General features: G+C 44.0%; 16 protein-coding genes and 1 riboswitch. All 16 genes read left to right on the forward strand.

Features of this window, described 5'->3' with window-relative positions; all coding sequences use genetic code 11:
- Positions 1-109: 109 nt before the first annotated feature.
- The 16 genes from NLBNIHML_RS01095 (at position 110) to NLBNIHML_RS01170 (ending at position 15937) form a co-directional block, all read left to right on the forward strand.
- Entirely contained in the window at positions 110-784 is a 675-nt protein-coding gene (locus tag NLBNIHML_RS01095) for a response regulator transcription factor (RefSeq protein ID WP_494353553.1), read from the forward strand.
- Positions 781-2142: a sensor histidine kinase gene (locus tag NLBNIHML_RS01100; protein WP_339242464.1), complete on the forward strand. Its 1362-nt coding sequence runs from the start codon at positions 781-783 to the stop codon at positions 2140-2142. Before NLBNIHML_RS01095 ends, NLBNIHML_RS01100 begins: the two co-directional genes overlap by 4 nt.
- Positions 2143-2336: 194 nt before the next feature.
- Complete coding sequence (locus tag NLBNIHML_RS01105) at positions 2337-4466, forward strand: serine hydrolase domain-containing protein (protein ID WP_494353554.1); 2130 nt, start codon at positions 2337-2339, stop codon at positions 4464-4466.
- A gap of 25 nt (positions 4467-4491) precedes the next feature.
- Positions 4492-5433 carry an alpha/beta hydrolase gene (locus NLBNIHML_RS01110; RefSeq protein WP_494353555.1) on the forward strand — a complete coding sequence of 314 codons (942 nt, stop codon included), beginning with the start codon at positions 4492-4494 and terminating at the stop codon, positions 5431-5433.
- A 177-nt stretch (positions 5434-5610) separates the two neighbouring features.
- The gene (locus tag NLBNIHML_RS01115) at positions 5611-5985 is read left to right on the forward strand and encodes a hypothetical protein (RefSeq protein ID WP_494353556.1); all 375 of its coding nucleotides are present in this window, start codon (positions 5611-5613) and stop codon (positions 5983-5985) included.
- A 2-nt stretch (positions 5986-5987) separates the two neighbouring features.
- Entirely contained in the window at positions 5988-7706 is a 1719-nt protein-coding gene (locus NLBNIHML_RS01120) for an ABC transporter ATP-binding protein (protein WP_091016502.1), read from the forward strand.
- A 423-nt stretch (positions 7707-8129) separates the two neighbouring features.
- Entirely contained in the window at positions 8130-8552 is a 423-nt protein-coding gene (locus tag NLBNIHML_RS01125) for a MarR family winged helix-turn-helix transcriptional regulator (RefSeq protein ID WP_494353557.1), read from the forward strand.
- On the forward strand, positions 8549-9628 hold the full coding sequence (locus NLBNIHML_RS01130; protein ID WP_339242473.1) for a threonine aldolase family protein: 1080 nt from the start codon (positions 8549-8551) through the stop codon (positions 9626-9628). The genes NLBNIHML_RS01125 and NLBNIHML_RS01130 overlap by 4 nt, the downstream gene beginning before the upstream one ends.
- Positions 9629-9767: 139 nt before the next feature.
- Complete coding sequence (locus NLBNIHML_RS01135) at positions 9768-10547, forward strand: class I SAM-dependent methyltransferase (protein ID WP_494353558.1); 780 nt, start codon at positions 9768-9770, stop codon at positions 10545-10547.
- A complete protein-coding gene (locus NLBNIHML_RS01140; RefSeq protein WP_494353559.1) occupies positions 10544-11173 on the forward strand; it encodes a pentapeptide repeat-containing protein in 630 nt (209 codons plus the stop codon). Before NLBNIHML_RS01135 ends, NLBNIHML_RS01140 begins: the two co-directional genes overlap by 4 nt.
- Before the next feature lie 70 nt (positions 11174-11243).
- A riboswitch (guanidine-I (ykkC/yxkD leader) is annotated at positions 11244-11344 on the forward strand.
- 101 nt (positions 11345-11445) lie between these two features.
- Positions 11446-11784 carry a DMT family transporter gene (locus NLBNIHML_RS01145; protein ID WP_339242481.1) on the forward strand — a complete coding sequence of 113 codons (339 nt, stop codon included), beginning with the start codon at positions 11446-11448 and terminating at the stop codon, positions 11782-11784.
- Complete coding sequence (locus NLBNIHML_RS01150; protein WP_339242483.1) at positions 11784-12098, forward strand: DMT family transporter; 315 nt, start codon at positions 11784-11786, stop codon at positions 12096-12098. The genes NLBNIHML_RS01145 and NLBNIHML_RS01150 overlap by 1 nt, the downstream gene beginning before the upstream one ends.
- Before the next feature lie 116 nt (positions 12099-12214).
- Positions 12215-13642, forward strand: a complete 1428-nt coding sequence (locus tag NLBNIHML_RS01155; RefSeq protein WP_339302557.1) for a DEAD/DEAH box helicase — start codon at positions 12215-12217, stop codon at positions 13640-13642.
- Between the two features lie 136 nt (positions 13643-13778).
- Positions 13779-14135, forward strand: a complete 357-nt coding sequence (locus tag NLBNIHML_RS01160; RefSeq protein WP_494353560.1) for an MmcQ/YjbR family DNA-binding protein — start codon at positions 13779-13781, stop codon at positions 14133-14135.
- 56 nt (positions 14136-14191) lie between these two features.
- A complete protein-coding gene (locus NLBNIHML_RS01165) occupies positions 14192-14881 on the forward strand; it encodes a hypothetical protein (RefSeq protein ID WP_339261034.1) in 690 nt (229 codons plus the stop codon).
- A gap of 171 nt (positions 14882-15052) precedes the next feature.
- On the forward strand, positions 15053-15937 hold the full coding sequence (locus tag NLBNIHML_RS01170) for an alpha/beta hydrolase (protein WP_494353561.1): 885 nt from the start codon (positions 15053-15055) through the stop codon (positions 15935-15937).
- Positions 15938-16182 lie beyond the last annotated feature (245 nt).

Consider the following 16182-nt stretch of genomic DNA (forward strand, 5'->3'; position numbering starts at 1 on the left):
TAAGGTAGCATGTTTAACGAAACTAAGAAGGCAGCCGATCAAAGTAATCGGCTGCTTTTGTTCAATTGAAGAAGATATATTTATATTCTTTTTTCGGGGAGTGGAAACGATGCCTACGATATTAGTTGCTGACGACGATGCGAACATTCGCAAACTCGTCTGTTTATTTTTGCGCAACGACGGATTTACTACCATCAACGCCGTAGACGGAAAGGAAGCCCTGGCTATCTTTACCTCCACGCCAGTCGATTTGGTTATTCTTGATATTATGATGCCAGTCATGGACGGTTGGGCATTATGCGAGGAACTTCGAAGAGCCAATCCGGATCTTCCGTTACTCATGTTGACGGCAAGAAACGAGACCTGGGAGAAAGTACAAGCATTTCAGCTCGGGACAGATGATTATATGACGAAGCCATTCGATCCGCTTGAGTTGATGGCTCGCGTCAAGGCACTGTTGAAACGATACCGTATAGGTTTAACGCAGACCATCCAATTAGGAAACGTTATTCTGAACCGGCAGACTTATAAGGTCCTGAGGGGTACAGAGTCGTTCACCTTGCCGCTTAAAGAGTTCGAATTATTGTATAAACTTGCTGGATTACCGGGACAAGTCTATACGCGGGAGCAACTAATCGATCAAGTTTGGGGAATTAATTATACTGGCGATGATCGAACGATAGACGTGCATATTAAACGTCTACGCGAACGTTTTACCGATATCTCCGATTTTCGTATCGAAACGGTGCGGGGACTTGGCTACCGGCTAGAGGTGCAGGAGTGACCGGCTCCCTCTATACACGTGTAGTCCTGACCTTTTTGGTCTCCGTGACCGGGGGCACCATCCTTTCTTTTCTTGCTACAACCTGGATATTTCAAGATAAATTAAACGAAAACATACAAGCTTCCTTGCTTGACTTTGGACAGGATATCGTCCGCATCTACGAGACATTGCCTCTACGCGAAGCAGAAATGTTTATAAGTGAAATGAAACAACTCAACTCTTACCACATCCGAATCTATAAAGCAACGGGTCAGTTTCAATCCTATGGAGAACTTAAAGGACAACATCCTTTCCTAGTGACTACAGAACAATTGAAGAAAGTGCTGGATGGAGGAAGAGTCCAAGTTAATGGAATCGATACGATCTTCTTGGGATTGCCGATAAAAACTGAAATGGGAAGCATAGCAATGTTTGTAGAGCCCCTCACTTCCTCTTCCACCTCATTTCTTATCAAATTTGTTGTAACCTTTTTGATTTGTTCGTTGTTAGCAGGAAGCCTATTGATACTAATTGCGGCTATTTTTCTGGTAAGACCGATCAAAAAATTGACAAAAGCGACCCGGCTTATAGCTGCTGGAGATTTCAACGTCAAGCTTAATATTAAACAAAAGGGTGAGATAGGTACTTTGGCTCGCAGCTTTGAAGAAATGATGCACGATCTAAAGCAGCTTGAGCAGATGCGCAGGGAATTTGTAGCAAACGTGTCCCATGAAGTTCAGTCTCCGCTCACTTCCATTTCCGGTTTTGCTATAGCGCTCAAGCAGGTAGACCTCCCGGATGACGAAAAAAGCGATTATCTCGACATTATCATCACTGAAACTGCACGAATGTCCAAAATAAGTGATAGTCTGCTAAAGCTGAGTTTGCTTGAATCTCAATCATTGCAAATGCGGCTGGCCACGCTCAGTCTGGATGAACAGATCAGACGAGTAATTGTCGCTATTCAACCCCAATGGTCGGCCCGTAACATTCAGATCGATCTTGATTTGCAGCCCACCCAAATCACGGCCGATTATGATCAGTTAAATCAGGTGTGGATCAATATCTTCGGCAATGCCATCAAATTTTCCGAAGATGGTGCCCGAATTAACGTCACGATCAAACAGAATATCAAGAACGTGGATATCCGCATATCGGATTCGGGTATTGGTATTCTCCCGGAAGACCAAAAGCGTATATTTGACCGCTTCTTTAAAGCAGATCGTTCCCACAGTCAGAAATATGAAGGAAGCGGTATGGGACTAGCTATTGTAAAGCAGATCATCTCGCTTCATCAAGGGGACATCCGGGTGGAGAGCGAATATGGACGAGGAACGACCTTCATCGTCATCTTGCCAATTACAACACCCACAGAGTGATTGAATTTTATGCCTTCACTAGGCTATGACACCCTGTAAAAACCTCCTTGCGTATAATGATGCAAACTTTTTTTGCCTGTTCATCCTCCGTTCATGTTGTAGTCATTAGGGGGACATCTTGGTTTGTTATATTGTGTTTAGCGCCCACGTTATGGTGGCTTAACACAATGATGAAGACAGGAGTAGATGCAAGAATGAAACCAAGAGAGGTAACAAAACTGGAGATGAGTGTGAGGAGAGCAAGAAAGAGAAATACTATAGCTGCTGTGACTCTCATGCTGACGATACTTGCCCCGCTATCTGCAATGGCCGCACCGGCTGTCATGAATAACAGCATTAACCTTACGTACGAGACAACAAAGAAAACCGTAATCGAAAAAGCTAAACTGCTGACGGAGACGTACGGTACGACGAGTCTGCAATATGCGCTCATTGATGGTGGAGAGATTACGGTGTCCGGTCAAACGGGGAAGAACGATCTAAACGACAAGGTACCTCTTACTACGAACACGATCTATGGCATAGGGTCAACCAGTAAAATGTTTCTTACAGCTTCAGTGATGAAGCTGGTGGATGAAGGCAAGATCGATCTGGATGTGCCTGTTGTGAACTATATGCCTGATTTTACAATGAAAGATAATCGACACAAACAGATTACACCCCGTATGTTGCTGAATCATTCGGCCGGGCTTCCCGGAGCTTCTAACGGTAGTGCTATACTGTATGGGGACAATGATACCATTGCACATGATACCTTTTTGGATCAATTGGCGACCCAGAATCTGATGGCAGAGCCAGGTGCGTATTCGGTGTACTCTAACGATGGATTTACATTAGCTGAAATTCTGGTTGAGAGAGTCACTGGTATGAGCTTTACGGCATTTATACACAAATATATTACAGAGCCTCTGAAAATGAATCATACCAAAACACCACAGGATATAGTTAATCCGGAAGAAATGGCGGGAATCTATTCCCCTTTTTATGAGGCACAACTTCCAAAAGAGAATTATAATATCATTGCTTCAGGAGGCATATATTCCACCGCTAAGGATCTGGTGAAATTTTCGCAAATCTTCACAGGAGAGGTCAAAGGGATTCTTTCCAACAAGTCGGTAGAAGCCATGGAGCAAAAAGAATACAGAAGAGGCATGTGGCCAAAGGATAGTGATTCTTCTATGTCGTACGGATTAGGGTGGGATAGTGTGGACTTGTTCCCATTCAGTGAGTACGGCATCAAGGCTGTTACGAAAGGTGGAGATACGTTATCTTATCATTCTTCACTCGTCGTACTTCCGGAATACAACATGGCTGCAGCCGTGATCTCTTCAGACGGGTCAAGCGTAACCGATCAATTCATTGCGAGTGAGTTATTACTTAGCGCACTTGAAGAAAAGGGCATGATTAAAGAACGGAAACCGGAAAAATCTTTTGGTGTACCTGTGAAGGCTGAGATGCCTAAAGAAATCTCCAAGTTTGCAGGAAGATATGGTGGCAATAATTCAGTGACGAAGATCAAAATAAATACGGCAGGACAAATGACAGTCTCCTCTCTCACGTCTCCAAGTCATCCGGTTCAAGAATACACCTATACATCAGATGGTACTTTTGTGAGTGATGATGGTACAGAAAAGTTGAAATTCGTTGTGGAGAAAAATGGGAATACCTACCTGTGGTCTCGATCTTATATCTCCGTTCCAGGACTCGGACAGGTGGCTCTCTCAGAATATAATGCGGAGAAGCTGGAAGCCAATACATTACCCAAGGAGTTTAACGCTGCATGGGCAAAGCGTGATGGTAAAAAATATTATCTGGTGAATGCGAAATACACATCCATGTTTTATCTTAATGCTACATCGATCGTGCCTATTTATATGAATAAAGAGAATCCAGGGTATATGTCCAATAATAAGATTATTGGAGCAGACGAAGCAGCCAATCAATTGCAGATTCCGGGTAGTGCCGGACGAGAACCAATGGACATTCATTTCTTCAAAAAGAACGATGGAGAGTATCTTACATTTTCAGGTTATGTATTCGTCAGTGAGGAATTGGTAAAACCAATCTATTCCGGTAAACAATCCGCAACAACGATTCAAGCAGATGGATATGCCAAATGGTTTTCGGTACCCGCTACTGCGAAAGGAAAAGTCATGACAGTGAAGTTACCTGCAAATGGAGCCTTCGCTATCTATGATCAGAACGGAGTTTGTATTAATCACAGCGTAGTCAGCGGTAATAATGTTGTTGTTTTACCCGAAAACGGCCGTATTGTATTTGCAGGTGAGGCTGGCGCCAAATTTGAAATTTCACTAAAAAAGTAAATGAACTCAACAGGAGAGAACCATCATGATGAAAAAAATATTAATCATTTTGCTCAAAATATTCGGAGCGATCGTTATCGCTTTTGCATTATTTATTGCGACTGTCTTTATTGTTAATGTATTTAGCAACAAATCGGAGGAAGGGAAAATAAAATCATACGGCCAGTTTGTAGCGGTTGACGGGAAAAACATGAATGTGTTGATTCAAGGAAAAGGCAAAGAAACGGTGGTATTGCTTCCTGGGTATGGAACACCCGCCCCAGCCCTTGATTTCAAACCGCTCATCGATCAGCTATCTCCATTTTACAAAGTCGTTGTCATTGAACCTTTCGGTTATGGATTAAGTGACATTACTGAAAAAGAGCGTACTACGGAAAATATGGTTAGTGAAATTCATGAAGCGTTACAGCAGCTTAATATTCATCGTTATACGCTCATGGCTCACTCCATTTCAGGAATATACGGACTGGATTATGTGAACAAATATGCAAACGAAGTAACTTCCTTTGTCGGCATCGAGAGCAGTGTCCCAACGCAGGGAGGTAACGATGATCCATTCCCAACTGAAACGTACAAACTGCTTAAAAAATCAGGATTCTACCGATTGTTAATGAAATTGGCCCCTGATCAACTGATTGCACCGGATGTTGATGATGAGTCCAGAGAACAAATTCGAATCCTTTCACTCAAAAATACGTTTAATCCGAACAATCTGAATGAAGGCGAAAACTTTGGTCCTAACTTCAAAGCAGCGGAGAACCTGACCTTCCCCAAAGATCTTCCGTTGATTTTCTTCTTACAAGCGAATGATACCGAAACGGAAGGCTGGATACCCTTGCATGAAGAGCAAGTCAAAGATTCAGTGCATGGAAAAGTGATGACTTTCGAGGGAGATCATTATTTGCATCACACCCGCTCCAAAGAAATGGTTCAAGAATATAGGAAGTTTATGAGTGAAATAGAGTAGAGTGTGTCAACAAAAGAAGCCGCGAAATCGCGGCTTTTTTCTATTGAAAGAGGTGATGAACATACATACGTAGTTACTTTATTGGAAAATTAAGGTTGACACTCCTTGTCGCCGCGTATACAATCGTATACATGAATGCGTTGTATACATATGTATACACGTCATGGAGGTGGCAGGATGAGAGATCGACAGATCGAAGAATCGGATGGAAGTGTACGTCAAGATGAACGTCCGAGACGTGATGTGGGTGACAGCGAGCAACGTGGAGAGCATTCCAGACGTGGCAGAGGACATGGTGAACATCAGGGGAAACGGGGCCATGGTGCGCAAACCTTCCGTCGCGGCCGGATTCTTGTATTTCTGGAACAGATGCAGAATCGAAGAACAACGCTCGCCAGACAACTTGGTCAGGAGGAGTATGAACATATTCGCCCAATAATCAGTGGGGAGTTGAAAGCCATTGATCAGGTCATCGACGAGTATGTCCATCTTTTCGAACTGCAAAATGAAGATGTAGGTCCCAATAAGAATCTGGAGAGTGAGAGTGAATAAGTATGATTCGTCGTTTTTTTTCGTATTATCGTCCTTATAAAAAACTGTTTTTGATTGATTTTGGATGTGCTGTACTCGCAGGTCTTCTGGAGTTGGCTTTCCCCCTTGCCGTCAGTAAATTCATTAATGAGTTGTTGCCCGGTCAGGATTGGCCCCTTATTTTGCTTGCCTGTATTGTGCTGTTATCCATCTATGCACTTAATACGGTATTGAACTATGTCGTTACATACTGGGGACATATGCTTGGCATTAACATTGAGACCAACATGCGTGAGAAGATGTTCGCTCACTTGCAGAAGCTGTCTTTCCGGTTCTTCGATAATCGCAAAACAGGTCATTTGATTGGTCATCTTACGAATGATCTGAACGATATCGGCGAGGTTGCTCACCATGGACCCGAAGATGTGTTCATTGCAGTGATGACATTAATCGGATCATTCTGGCTGATGGCTAACATTAATCTTGAGCTTGCGCTCCTAACCTTTATCATTATCCCAATTATGGCTTGGGTCATTATCGTATTCGGTGGCCGTATGACGAAGACGTATCGAAGGCTCTTCGGAGACGTCGGCAATTTCAATGCGCGCATTGAGGACAATGTCGGAGGCATGCGAGTTGTGCAATCGTTCGCCAACGAAGAACACGAAAAAGAGCTTTTTGCTGTAGACAATCAGAATTTCCGTAAAACCAAGCTGCTTGCCTACAAAACGATGGCAAAAAGTATCTCAGTCAGTTATATGATGATGCGACTGGTTACAGTATTTGTCATGATTAGCGGGGCTTGGTTTTATATTGATGGCAGAATTAATATGGGTGATTTTATGGCCTTCCTGCTGCTATCGAATATCTTCTTCCGTCCTATCGAGAAGATTAACGCAGTTATCGAAAGTTATCCAAAGGGCATCGCTGGTTTCAAGCGTTATCTGGAGATCATTGATACAGAACCTGAAATTGCGGATAACAAAAACGCCGTGGAATTCGAAAGTGTGAAGGGTGATATTCGTTTTGAGAACGTCTCGTTTGGATATGAATCCAGTCGCCGTATTTTAAATGATATCAGTCTGACTGTTCGACCAGGGGAAACCGTTGCTTTTGTTGGCCCGTCAGGCGCAGGTAAGACAACCATCTGCAGCCTGCTTCCTCGATTCTATGAGGTAGAAGAGGGACGAATCACTGTAGATGGAGTGGACATTCGGGATGTTAAGCTTCAATCGTTGCGTAAGCATATCGGGATCGTTCAACAGGATGTATTTTTGTTCTCGGGTACCATTAAGGAGAATATTGCTTATGGTGACCTGAGTGCAACGGACGAACAGATCTGGGATGCCGCTCGCCGTGCCTCATTGGAGGAATTGATTCTTACGTTGCCGGACGGTATGGATACGGTCATTGGCGAGCGTGGAGTCAAGCTATCCGGAGGACAGAAGCAACGGTTATCCATTGCTCGTATGTTCTTGAAAAATCCACCCATTCTTATTCTGGATGAGGCAACGTCTGCACTGGATACGGAAACGGAAGCACTTATTCAGCAATCACTCGCTGAATTGTCGGTGGGTAGAACGACACTTGTGATCGCACACCGATTGACAACGATCAAGAACGCGGATCGAATCATTGTAGTGAACACAGATGGTATCGCTGAACAGGGTAACCATGAGGAATTGGTCGCCGCAGGAGGTATATACAGCCGTCTTCATCAGGTGCAATATAGTCACTCTTAATCCATATAAAATGAACAAAAAAATATTTACACTGGGTACTCCGATGACAGAATAACCTTCCGGTCGCTGTTATCCCCAGATTTTTTTATTCCTTCTTTAAAGGGGAAATCCGGGGATAAAGGCGAACGCTCCGCTTCTTCAGGTTCTTTCTGTCCTCTTCGTTTTGTGTAAATGTTCAGTTCAATTTATATAGAAACTTAAGTAGGTGACTAAGTATTTGTATAAAGTATCTAAATCAATTAAACCTTGCCGCGCATATGTGCGGCTTTTTGGTTTGGCTTAAAAATGTGGTAACCAAATATCAAGGGAAAATATAATGTTGACAACGTCCACTAACCTGATTATTATAATGTTGACAATGTCCACTAAAAAGGAGGGTTTGACATCGACTCTCAGTACATAAATCCAGATATTCTGGCTGACATGCGACGTTTTAACCGTTTTTATACCAACATACTTGGTGTACTCGACAAGCATATTCTCGGAACAGGGTATTCCTTTGCTGAAGTACGGGTCATTATCGAGATTGGAATTCGGGGAGAGAGCATTGCGAACAATCTGGTGGATACACTGACCATTGATCGCAGTTATATGAGCCGCATTGTGAACAAGCTGACCAAGGAAGGTCTGCTGGTGAAAGTGAATTCTGAAGCCGATAGCCGGGTCAGTCTGATTCGTCTGACAGCCAAGGGTGAGGAGCTGTATGCCCAATTAAATGATCGATCCGATCAACAGATTCTGAAATTAATGCAAGAACTCAATAAAGAAGAGATTCAAGAGGTATACACCTCCATGATGAACATACAAGAGAAGTTGAACAAGAAGGCAGGAGAGACAACACGATGATACGATTTGAATGTGACTATAACGAAGGTGCGCATGAACGCATTTTACAAAAACTGATGGAAACCAACATGGAACAGACAAGCGGGTATGGCACGGATGAGCATTGCGAACGCGCGAGAATGCTTATTCGTCAGGCTTGTGACAACGAGCAGGCTGATGTTCATTTTTTGGTTGGCGGTACACAGACGAACACAACAGTTATTGCCTCTATTTTGCGTCCATATCAAGGTGTGATTGCAGCGACCTCGGGACACATTGCGGTTCATGAGACTGGGGCTATCGAAGCAACGGGCCATAAGGTACTCACGGTTCCAAGTGAGGATGGAAAGATCACGCCTGAACAGGTTAGAGCAGTCTATGATGCGCACATGAACGAGTCTTCACCGGAACATTGTGTACAGCCAGGTATGGTCTATATATCTCAGCCAACGGAGAACGGAACGATGTACAGCAAAGCAGAATTGCAAGCATTGCACGCAGTCAGCAGAGCATGTGGTCTGCCATTTTTCGTGGATGGAGCACGCCTTGGATATGCACTTGCCTCCCGTAATTGCGATATGACACTTGCTGATCTTGCGCGCTTGTGCGATGTATTTTACATCGGCGGAACCAAGATTGGAGCGTTGATGGGAGAAGCGGTCGTGATCCTGAATGATGCGCTCAAACCAGATTTTCGTTATATGATCAAACAAAAAGGTGGCCTGCTTGCCAAAGGCAGATTGTTGGGGATTCAATTCGAAACTTTGTTCGAAGACGGCTTGTATCTTGAGATTTCCCATCATGCCGTGGATATGGCGTTGAGAATTCATGATTCACTCGAACAGCAGGGAGTACGCTTCTTGTATGACTCACCAACCAACCAGCAGTTTCCGATTCTGCCCAATCTTTTGCTTGAGAAATTACGGAATGATTATACTTTCTCCTTCTGGGAAAAGGTTGACGATACACATAGTGCGGTGCGCTTTTGTACCAGTTGGGCAACCCGGCAGGAGAATGTGGATGCACTGACTCGTGATATTGCTCAATTATTGCATGAAGAGACTCGGATTGAACAACGACTCGAAGTATTGGTATAACTTTGCAAATATTTATGTTACTTAAGGACAACCGCGACAGGTTGTTCTTTTTCGTATGTTTTTCGTGAATTGACAGTTCTCTTATATTAAAGCTATTATAGATATAATATATCCTTAATTGAGGTGGAGATTGTATTCTATGAATAACGGACATTTATCCGGTCAAACGAACGAATCGTGGAGTGGTCATTCTGCTCCTTTTACAGCGTTACAGGAAACACCGATCTTAACCTTGCTCCAGCCGTCCCATGGAGAACGAATCCTTGATGTGGGTTGCGGGAATGGGGATCTGACAGCCAAAATTGCAGCCGCAGGAGCGCTGACAACAGGCATTGATTTTTCGAAGGAGACAATTAGGCAAGCTAAACAGAAATATCCTGATATGAATATTCAAGTCGCTAATGCCTGTCATTATCGGTCTGAAGAGCCGTTTGATGCGGTCTTCTCTCATGCCGTTCTGCATTGGATAAAGGATGCCCCAGCTGTAGTGCAATCCATATACTTAGCGCTTAAGACGGGCGGACGATTTGTGGCAGAGTTTGCCGGAAGTGGCAATACGGCTATTTTAATAGCAGCGGTACGGGAAGAACTGCATGCCCGTGGATACAGATGGGAAGGCCGGAATCCATGGTATCACCCTACCATTGGCGAATATACTAATCTTCTGGAGCAAAACGGATTTCGAGTTAGTCTGGCCCAGCATGTTGACCAATTTACTCCGTTCAAGCCAGGAGCCAGAAAGTGGTTGGACAGCTTTGCAGAGTATTTATTCAGTGGTATCGCACCTGCGGAACAGGATGTTATTATGGAGGCTGTAGAGAAAAAAGTACAGCCACAACTGATGCGGGATGGACAATGGTATTTGGACAGAAGCCGACTGCGAGTGGTAGCTATGAAGGAATCGGGGAATGCGGTATGAAAATGGACAAACCCAAGCTTCAGGAGCAGTTGCTTGAACCGGAAACGATAGGTTTTCTCGAATCCAAAGTGGAGTATAAACACAAACTGATTGAGAACATGACTCTGGATCAACAGGAAGCGAGTAAGGTTTCCTTTGAAAATGTTGTATTTAGACATGTGACGATCTCGGAGTCTGCCTTGGAACAATTCGAATTCACGGATGTCCGGTTCGAACACTGCGACTTCTCCAATGTCAATCTCTCTGGTGCCTTCATGCACCGAATCGAATGGCATAACTGCAAGTTTGTTGGAACGGATTTTTCCAATAGTCGCTTGCAAAATGTCAGTTTTTTTCATGGTCTAGGGGATTACAGCAATTTCCGTTTTGCCCATCTGAAACAGGTCTCCTTCTCGGAATGTACCTTGATTGGTGCGGACTTTGCCTATCTGGCTCTTCAGAAGATGGAGTTCACTCAATGTAATATCGACCAAGCTTCCTTAACGGGGACCAAAATGAAAGATTTGGATCTTCGCGATTGCCAATTTGACTCCTTGGTGTTAACCATGGAAGACCTCAACGGTTGTGTGATTTCACCACATCAAGCCGCCACATTTGTAGGATTAATGGGTTTGATTATCAAATAAATGGCATGATCACATTAACGGGGTTGCCAAGATAGTGGAAGTGTGTATAATTGGAGACACATTAGAATACAAACAGGTTTTCTAGGGTTCCGCGATGGATGTGTCGGTCTGGTCCGAGAGAAAACCCGCAACCTGTTGGTTGTGCCACGGAGGGATAAAAGCCTGGGAGATGAACTGCGATATGCAGTTTGTTTCCCGGGCTTTTTTTGTTTTTCGCTAATGAACCCATACAGGTTGTACAAAAAATGTAGTAGAGAAGGAGTGTTTCAGGTATGAATAAAAATTGGATGTCGGTTGTGATTGCTGCGTTGTTCGAAGTGGGTTGGGTCATTGGATTAAAACATGCCAGCGGGTTGCTGGAATGGAGTCTTACACTGGTTGCGATTATGATCAGCTTCAGCTTAATGATTGCAGCTTCGCGTACCTTGCCCGTGGGAACCGTATACGCAGTATTCGTTGGCCTAGGTACCGCTGGAACGGTGCTTGCAGAGATTCTTTTGTTTAATGCAAATGTGCAAACCGGAAAAATGATACTCATTGGTACACTTTTACTCGGCGTAATTGGTCTTAAAATGCTGAGTAAAGAGAAGAACAAGGAGGTGCAGCTATAATGAACTGGGTGTTTCTTATCTTGGCAGGGGTATTTGAGATGATCGGCGTGCTGATGATAAACAAGTTGCACAAAGACCGTAATTTAATTTCACTCGTTCTATTGGTAGCCGGGTTTGGTTTAAGTTTTATGTTCCTGTCCCTTGCAATGGAAACTCTTCCGATGGGGACAGCATATGCGGTATGGACGGGAATCGGAGCCTCCGGCGGTGCCATTCTGGGCATGGTGTTTTACGGAGAACCCCGAAATGCCCTAAGAATTCTGTTTATCGCTATGGTGCTCGGATCGGCAGTCGGTCTTAAATTGGTTAGTTAAATAAGTGGAATTAAAAAGATAATGTACAGATTGCGTTTTTAATGTTATCCTTATACGTTACGTGTGAAATAAAAGATGCGTCTTATTGATAGATGTGCGTAAATGAAGGAGATAACATGACATTTAAGGACCTAAATATTATTCCCTCTATTATGGAAGGGTTAAGCAAAGCAAACTATACTAATCCTACGCCTATCCAGGAACAGGCCATTCCAGCTGTATTGGCTGGCAGAGACTTGCTGGGATGTGCACAGACCGGAACAGGCAAGACGGCAGCATTTTCGGTGCCGATCATTCAATTATTAAGCGAAAGATCCAAAGGACAAGGATCAAAGTCCGCTCGACATATTCGTTCATTGATTTTGACACCAACTAGAGAGCTGGCAATTCAGATCGCCGATAATATCAAAGTATATAGTCGGTATACGGACATCCGTTGTACGGCTATCGTTGGTGGTGTTTCGCAAAAAGTGCAAGAGCGGGCGCTGAATCAAGGTGCAGATATTATTATCGCAACACCTGGCAGATTGAACGATCTGATTAACCAGAAACGTATTGATCTGAAGATGGTTGAGATTCTCGTTCTGGATGAAGCAGACCGGATGTTGGACATGGGCTTTATTCATGATGTAAAAAGAATTATCGCCAAGATGCCGAACAAGAAGCAAACGCTGTTCTTCTCAGCTACCATGCCTCCTGAAATCACCAAGATGGTTAAAACCCTGCTGGTTGATCCAGTCAAAGTCGAAATCACACCCGTATCTTCAACAGTAGACCGCATTGAGCAGTCTATATATTTGCTGGAGAATGGCAAAAAGCAGCAGATGTTGAATCAGATCCTGGAGGATAAATCCATCGTCACGGCATTGGTGTTCACACGCACGAAGCGCGGCGCTGACCGGGTTACACGTGATTTGGCCAAAGTGAATGTTACGGCACAAGCCATTCATGGCAACAAGTCTCAGAACGAGCGCCAGCGGGCACTGAACAATTTCAAGAGTGGGGCTACGCGAGTACTGGTGGCGACGGATATCGCAGCAAGAGGAATTGATGTGGAGGAACTGTCACATGTCATTAACTTTAACCTGCCTAACATTCCGGAAACGTATGTTCACCGTATTGGACGTACAGGTCGAGCAGGGAAAAGCGGGATGGCCATCTCATTCTGTGAGAAGGATGAACTTCCATTCCTGAAGGATATTGAGAAAGTAATCAAGAAGACGATTCCTGAAGTTAAAGGTCATCCATATCCGATGACAGGTGTTCCTGTGTTTGAGAAAACCAGCAAACCATCGGGCAGTAAACCCGCGTTCAACAAATCAGCTGCGGGCAAACCAGCCAAATCCAAGGCTAACCCGGCACGCAAGCCCAAATCCGAGTGGTTTGCCAAGAGTGGCAAAACAACGAGTAGCCGTTCTAACGACGGTAGATCCAATAGCAATCGATCTAACAGCAGTAGCAGTCGATCGAACAGTAGTAGCAGTAAATCAAATAATGGTTCATTCAGCCGCAGCAGCAAAACAAGGAATGATAGAGCCAATTAAGACCTAAATAAACGCAGATAAAACCTTCTTCATTCATATGGAGGAGGTTTTATTATGTATGTACAGAGAGCTTATTTACATACGAACTTACATTCGATATCATTATATTGTCCACTGGTGAAAGGGAGGTACTGACTTGAAGGATACGATAATTAAATACAGTTTGAACAAGAAAGGTGCGACCAAGGAATATCCATTTGGACCTGATCCAGTCGCGATTAAGGTCGCGGGTAAGATGTTCGCGCTTATTTTTGAAAATAAAGAAAAAAACTGTCGCTTGAACTTAAAATGTGACCCGATTATTGCAGAGAATCTGAGAGAGCAGCATGAAGCGGTTCAACCAGGATATCATATGAACAAAAAACACTGGAATACCATTACGCTGGATGGCTCCTTGTCAGATGAGGATGTCTACGTCATGATCGATCACTCGTATGAAATGGTTATCCAATCCCTTCCGAAAAGGGTTCGGGAATCTTTGGCCGAATCGTGAGGCATTTCGCTCATATCAATGCCGATGGTCTGCTCGCTAAGTAGAATGAATATCTTATGAAAATGAAGACATACTTGAAGCCCATATGGGACCGTTATCTTGGAAATAAGCAAGATCGAACGGCCTTGTTCAACGTTGCATCCCTTGTTATCAATGCCTGGATTGGGATAGGCAAGCTAGTCTTGGGGATATATCTCCTTTCCGGATGGTTCATCACAAATGCAGTGTATTATTTGATTCTGTGTATAGCCAAAGGCCAGGTGCTTCATCAATATAAAGTTGCCAAAGGTATGGTGTCTCCCCAAGAAAGATATTCTTTGGAGCTTGCGGTGTATAAACGCGGAGGTCTTTTTCTATGTTTTCTGGGCGTATCCTATTCGATCGTCTGTCTGCGAATGTATCTGATCGGTGATGCCTTCATATATAGCGGACTTATTGTATATATCGTAGCTATAGTCGCTTTTACCAAACTTGCTTTTGCCGTGTATGGTACCTGGGCTAATCGTCATCTACATAACCCAATTATATCTACATTGAAAATGATTAACTTCACCGATGCCATGGTATCCATCGTCGTGACACAAGCGACACTACTTACCATGCAAGCCTCACCTCTCGCTTTAAAAACCAGCAGCGTGTTTGGCATGGGGTGCAGCGTTTTATTTTGTCTGATGGGGGTCTGGATGATGTTCCACAAGACAAAACAGTCAAGTATGGAGCAGGAGAGCGCATCCAACGAACAGTGAGAAACTAGGGGAGCTTGATATCTCGCATGAACATGCTGTCACAACGGAAGGTGGACTGGCAACGACAGTGGGGGAGGAAAATTACATCACTGTCTTGAATTCATTGGAGAATGAATGATTCAAATTTCCGATTGTCGGATTCATTCTTAATGCAAATAAGGAGTGATATCTATGGATCAACAGCAACAACTGGCCATGGTACAACAAATGCGTCAAAATGTCGTCGGTACAGATGCAGCTCTTCAACCCAGCTCCACGTATACCGTCACCGTAGAAGAAGTTATGATTCCTACGACGAAAGGTGATGCGAGTGTACTTGTGTATACACCGAATCGGGATCATTCCGCACCTCTGCCGGTTTTCTTCAATATGCATGGGGGTGGTTTCATCCTCGGACAAGCAGAGATGGATGATCCATGGTGTCGTCTGATCGCTGATCGTGCTGATTGTGTGGTCGTGAATATCGATTACCGTCTTGCACCAGAGCACAAATTTCCAACCGCAGTCCATGAATGTTATGACGTTGTAAAGTGGGTCCACGACAATCCGGAATCCTTCTCGGTGAACCCATCTCTATTCGCCATTGGTGGGCATAGTGCTGGGGGGAATCTTGCAGCAGCAGTGTGTTTGCTGAATCAGCAACGTGGTAGCGAGCTGCCGATTGTACTTCAGGTTATCGATTATGCCGTGTTGGATATAGCTACAGATCCGGCCGAGAAACCGAGTTATGAAGTAGCCATTCCTGCTGATATCGCCAGAACGTTCAACGCGATGTACCTTGAAACGCCACAAGATGCGCATGATCCGTTAGCGTCGCCTGTGCTTGCGACATCATTGCAGGGTCTCCCGGAAGCGTTAATCATTACGGCGGAGAAAGATTCACTGGCACAAGAAGCAAGAACATACGCAGCAAGGCTGGAAGAAAGCGGTGTGAAGGTGACCCATAAGGAGTATAAGGGAGCTGCTCATGGATTTACACATTTTGGCGATCTTCAGATGGCTGAGGATGCTTGGTATCGGATGAGTGACAAGATCAGAGAAGCATTTTCCAAATAAAGTACATTAGAGCGACGTGTAGAAAGAACTGGTAAGTGGTTAGATATCATTTGAGCAAGTTGTATAAAAGTTATCTTAAAGTCGCCTAATGGCGGCTTTTTTGAGTTCATTGGCGTGATTGCTCAATTGCTTGGTGAAACCAAGCTTCTGATCTTGCAGATGTGTTAATAAACTGGATTAGGAGCCGTCTTGAGATTATAACGATATCGTTAAGGGTAAGAGTGTTAATTAGAGGAAATAATAAC

Source organism: Paenibacillus sp. JNU01 (assembly GCF_059130585.1).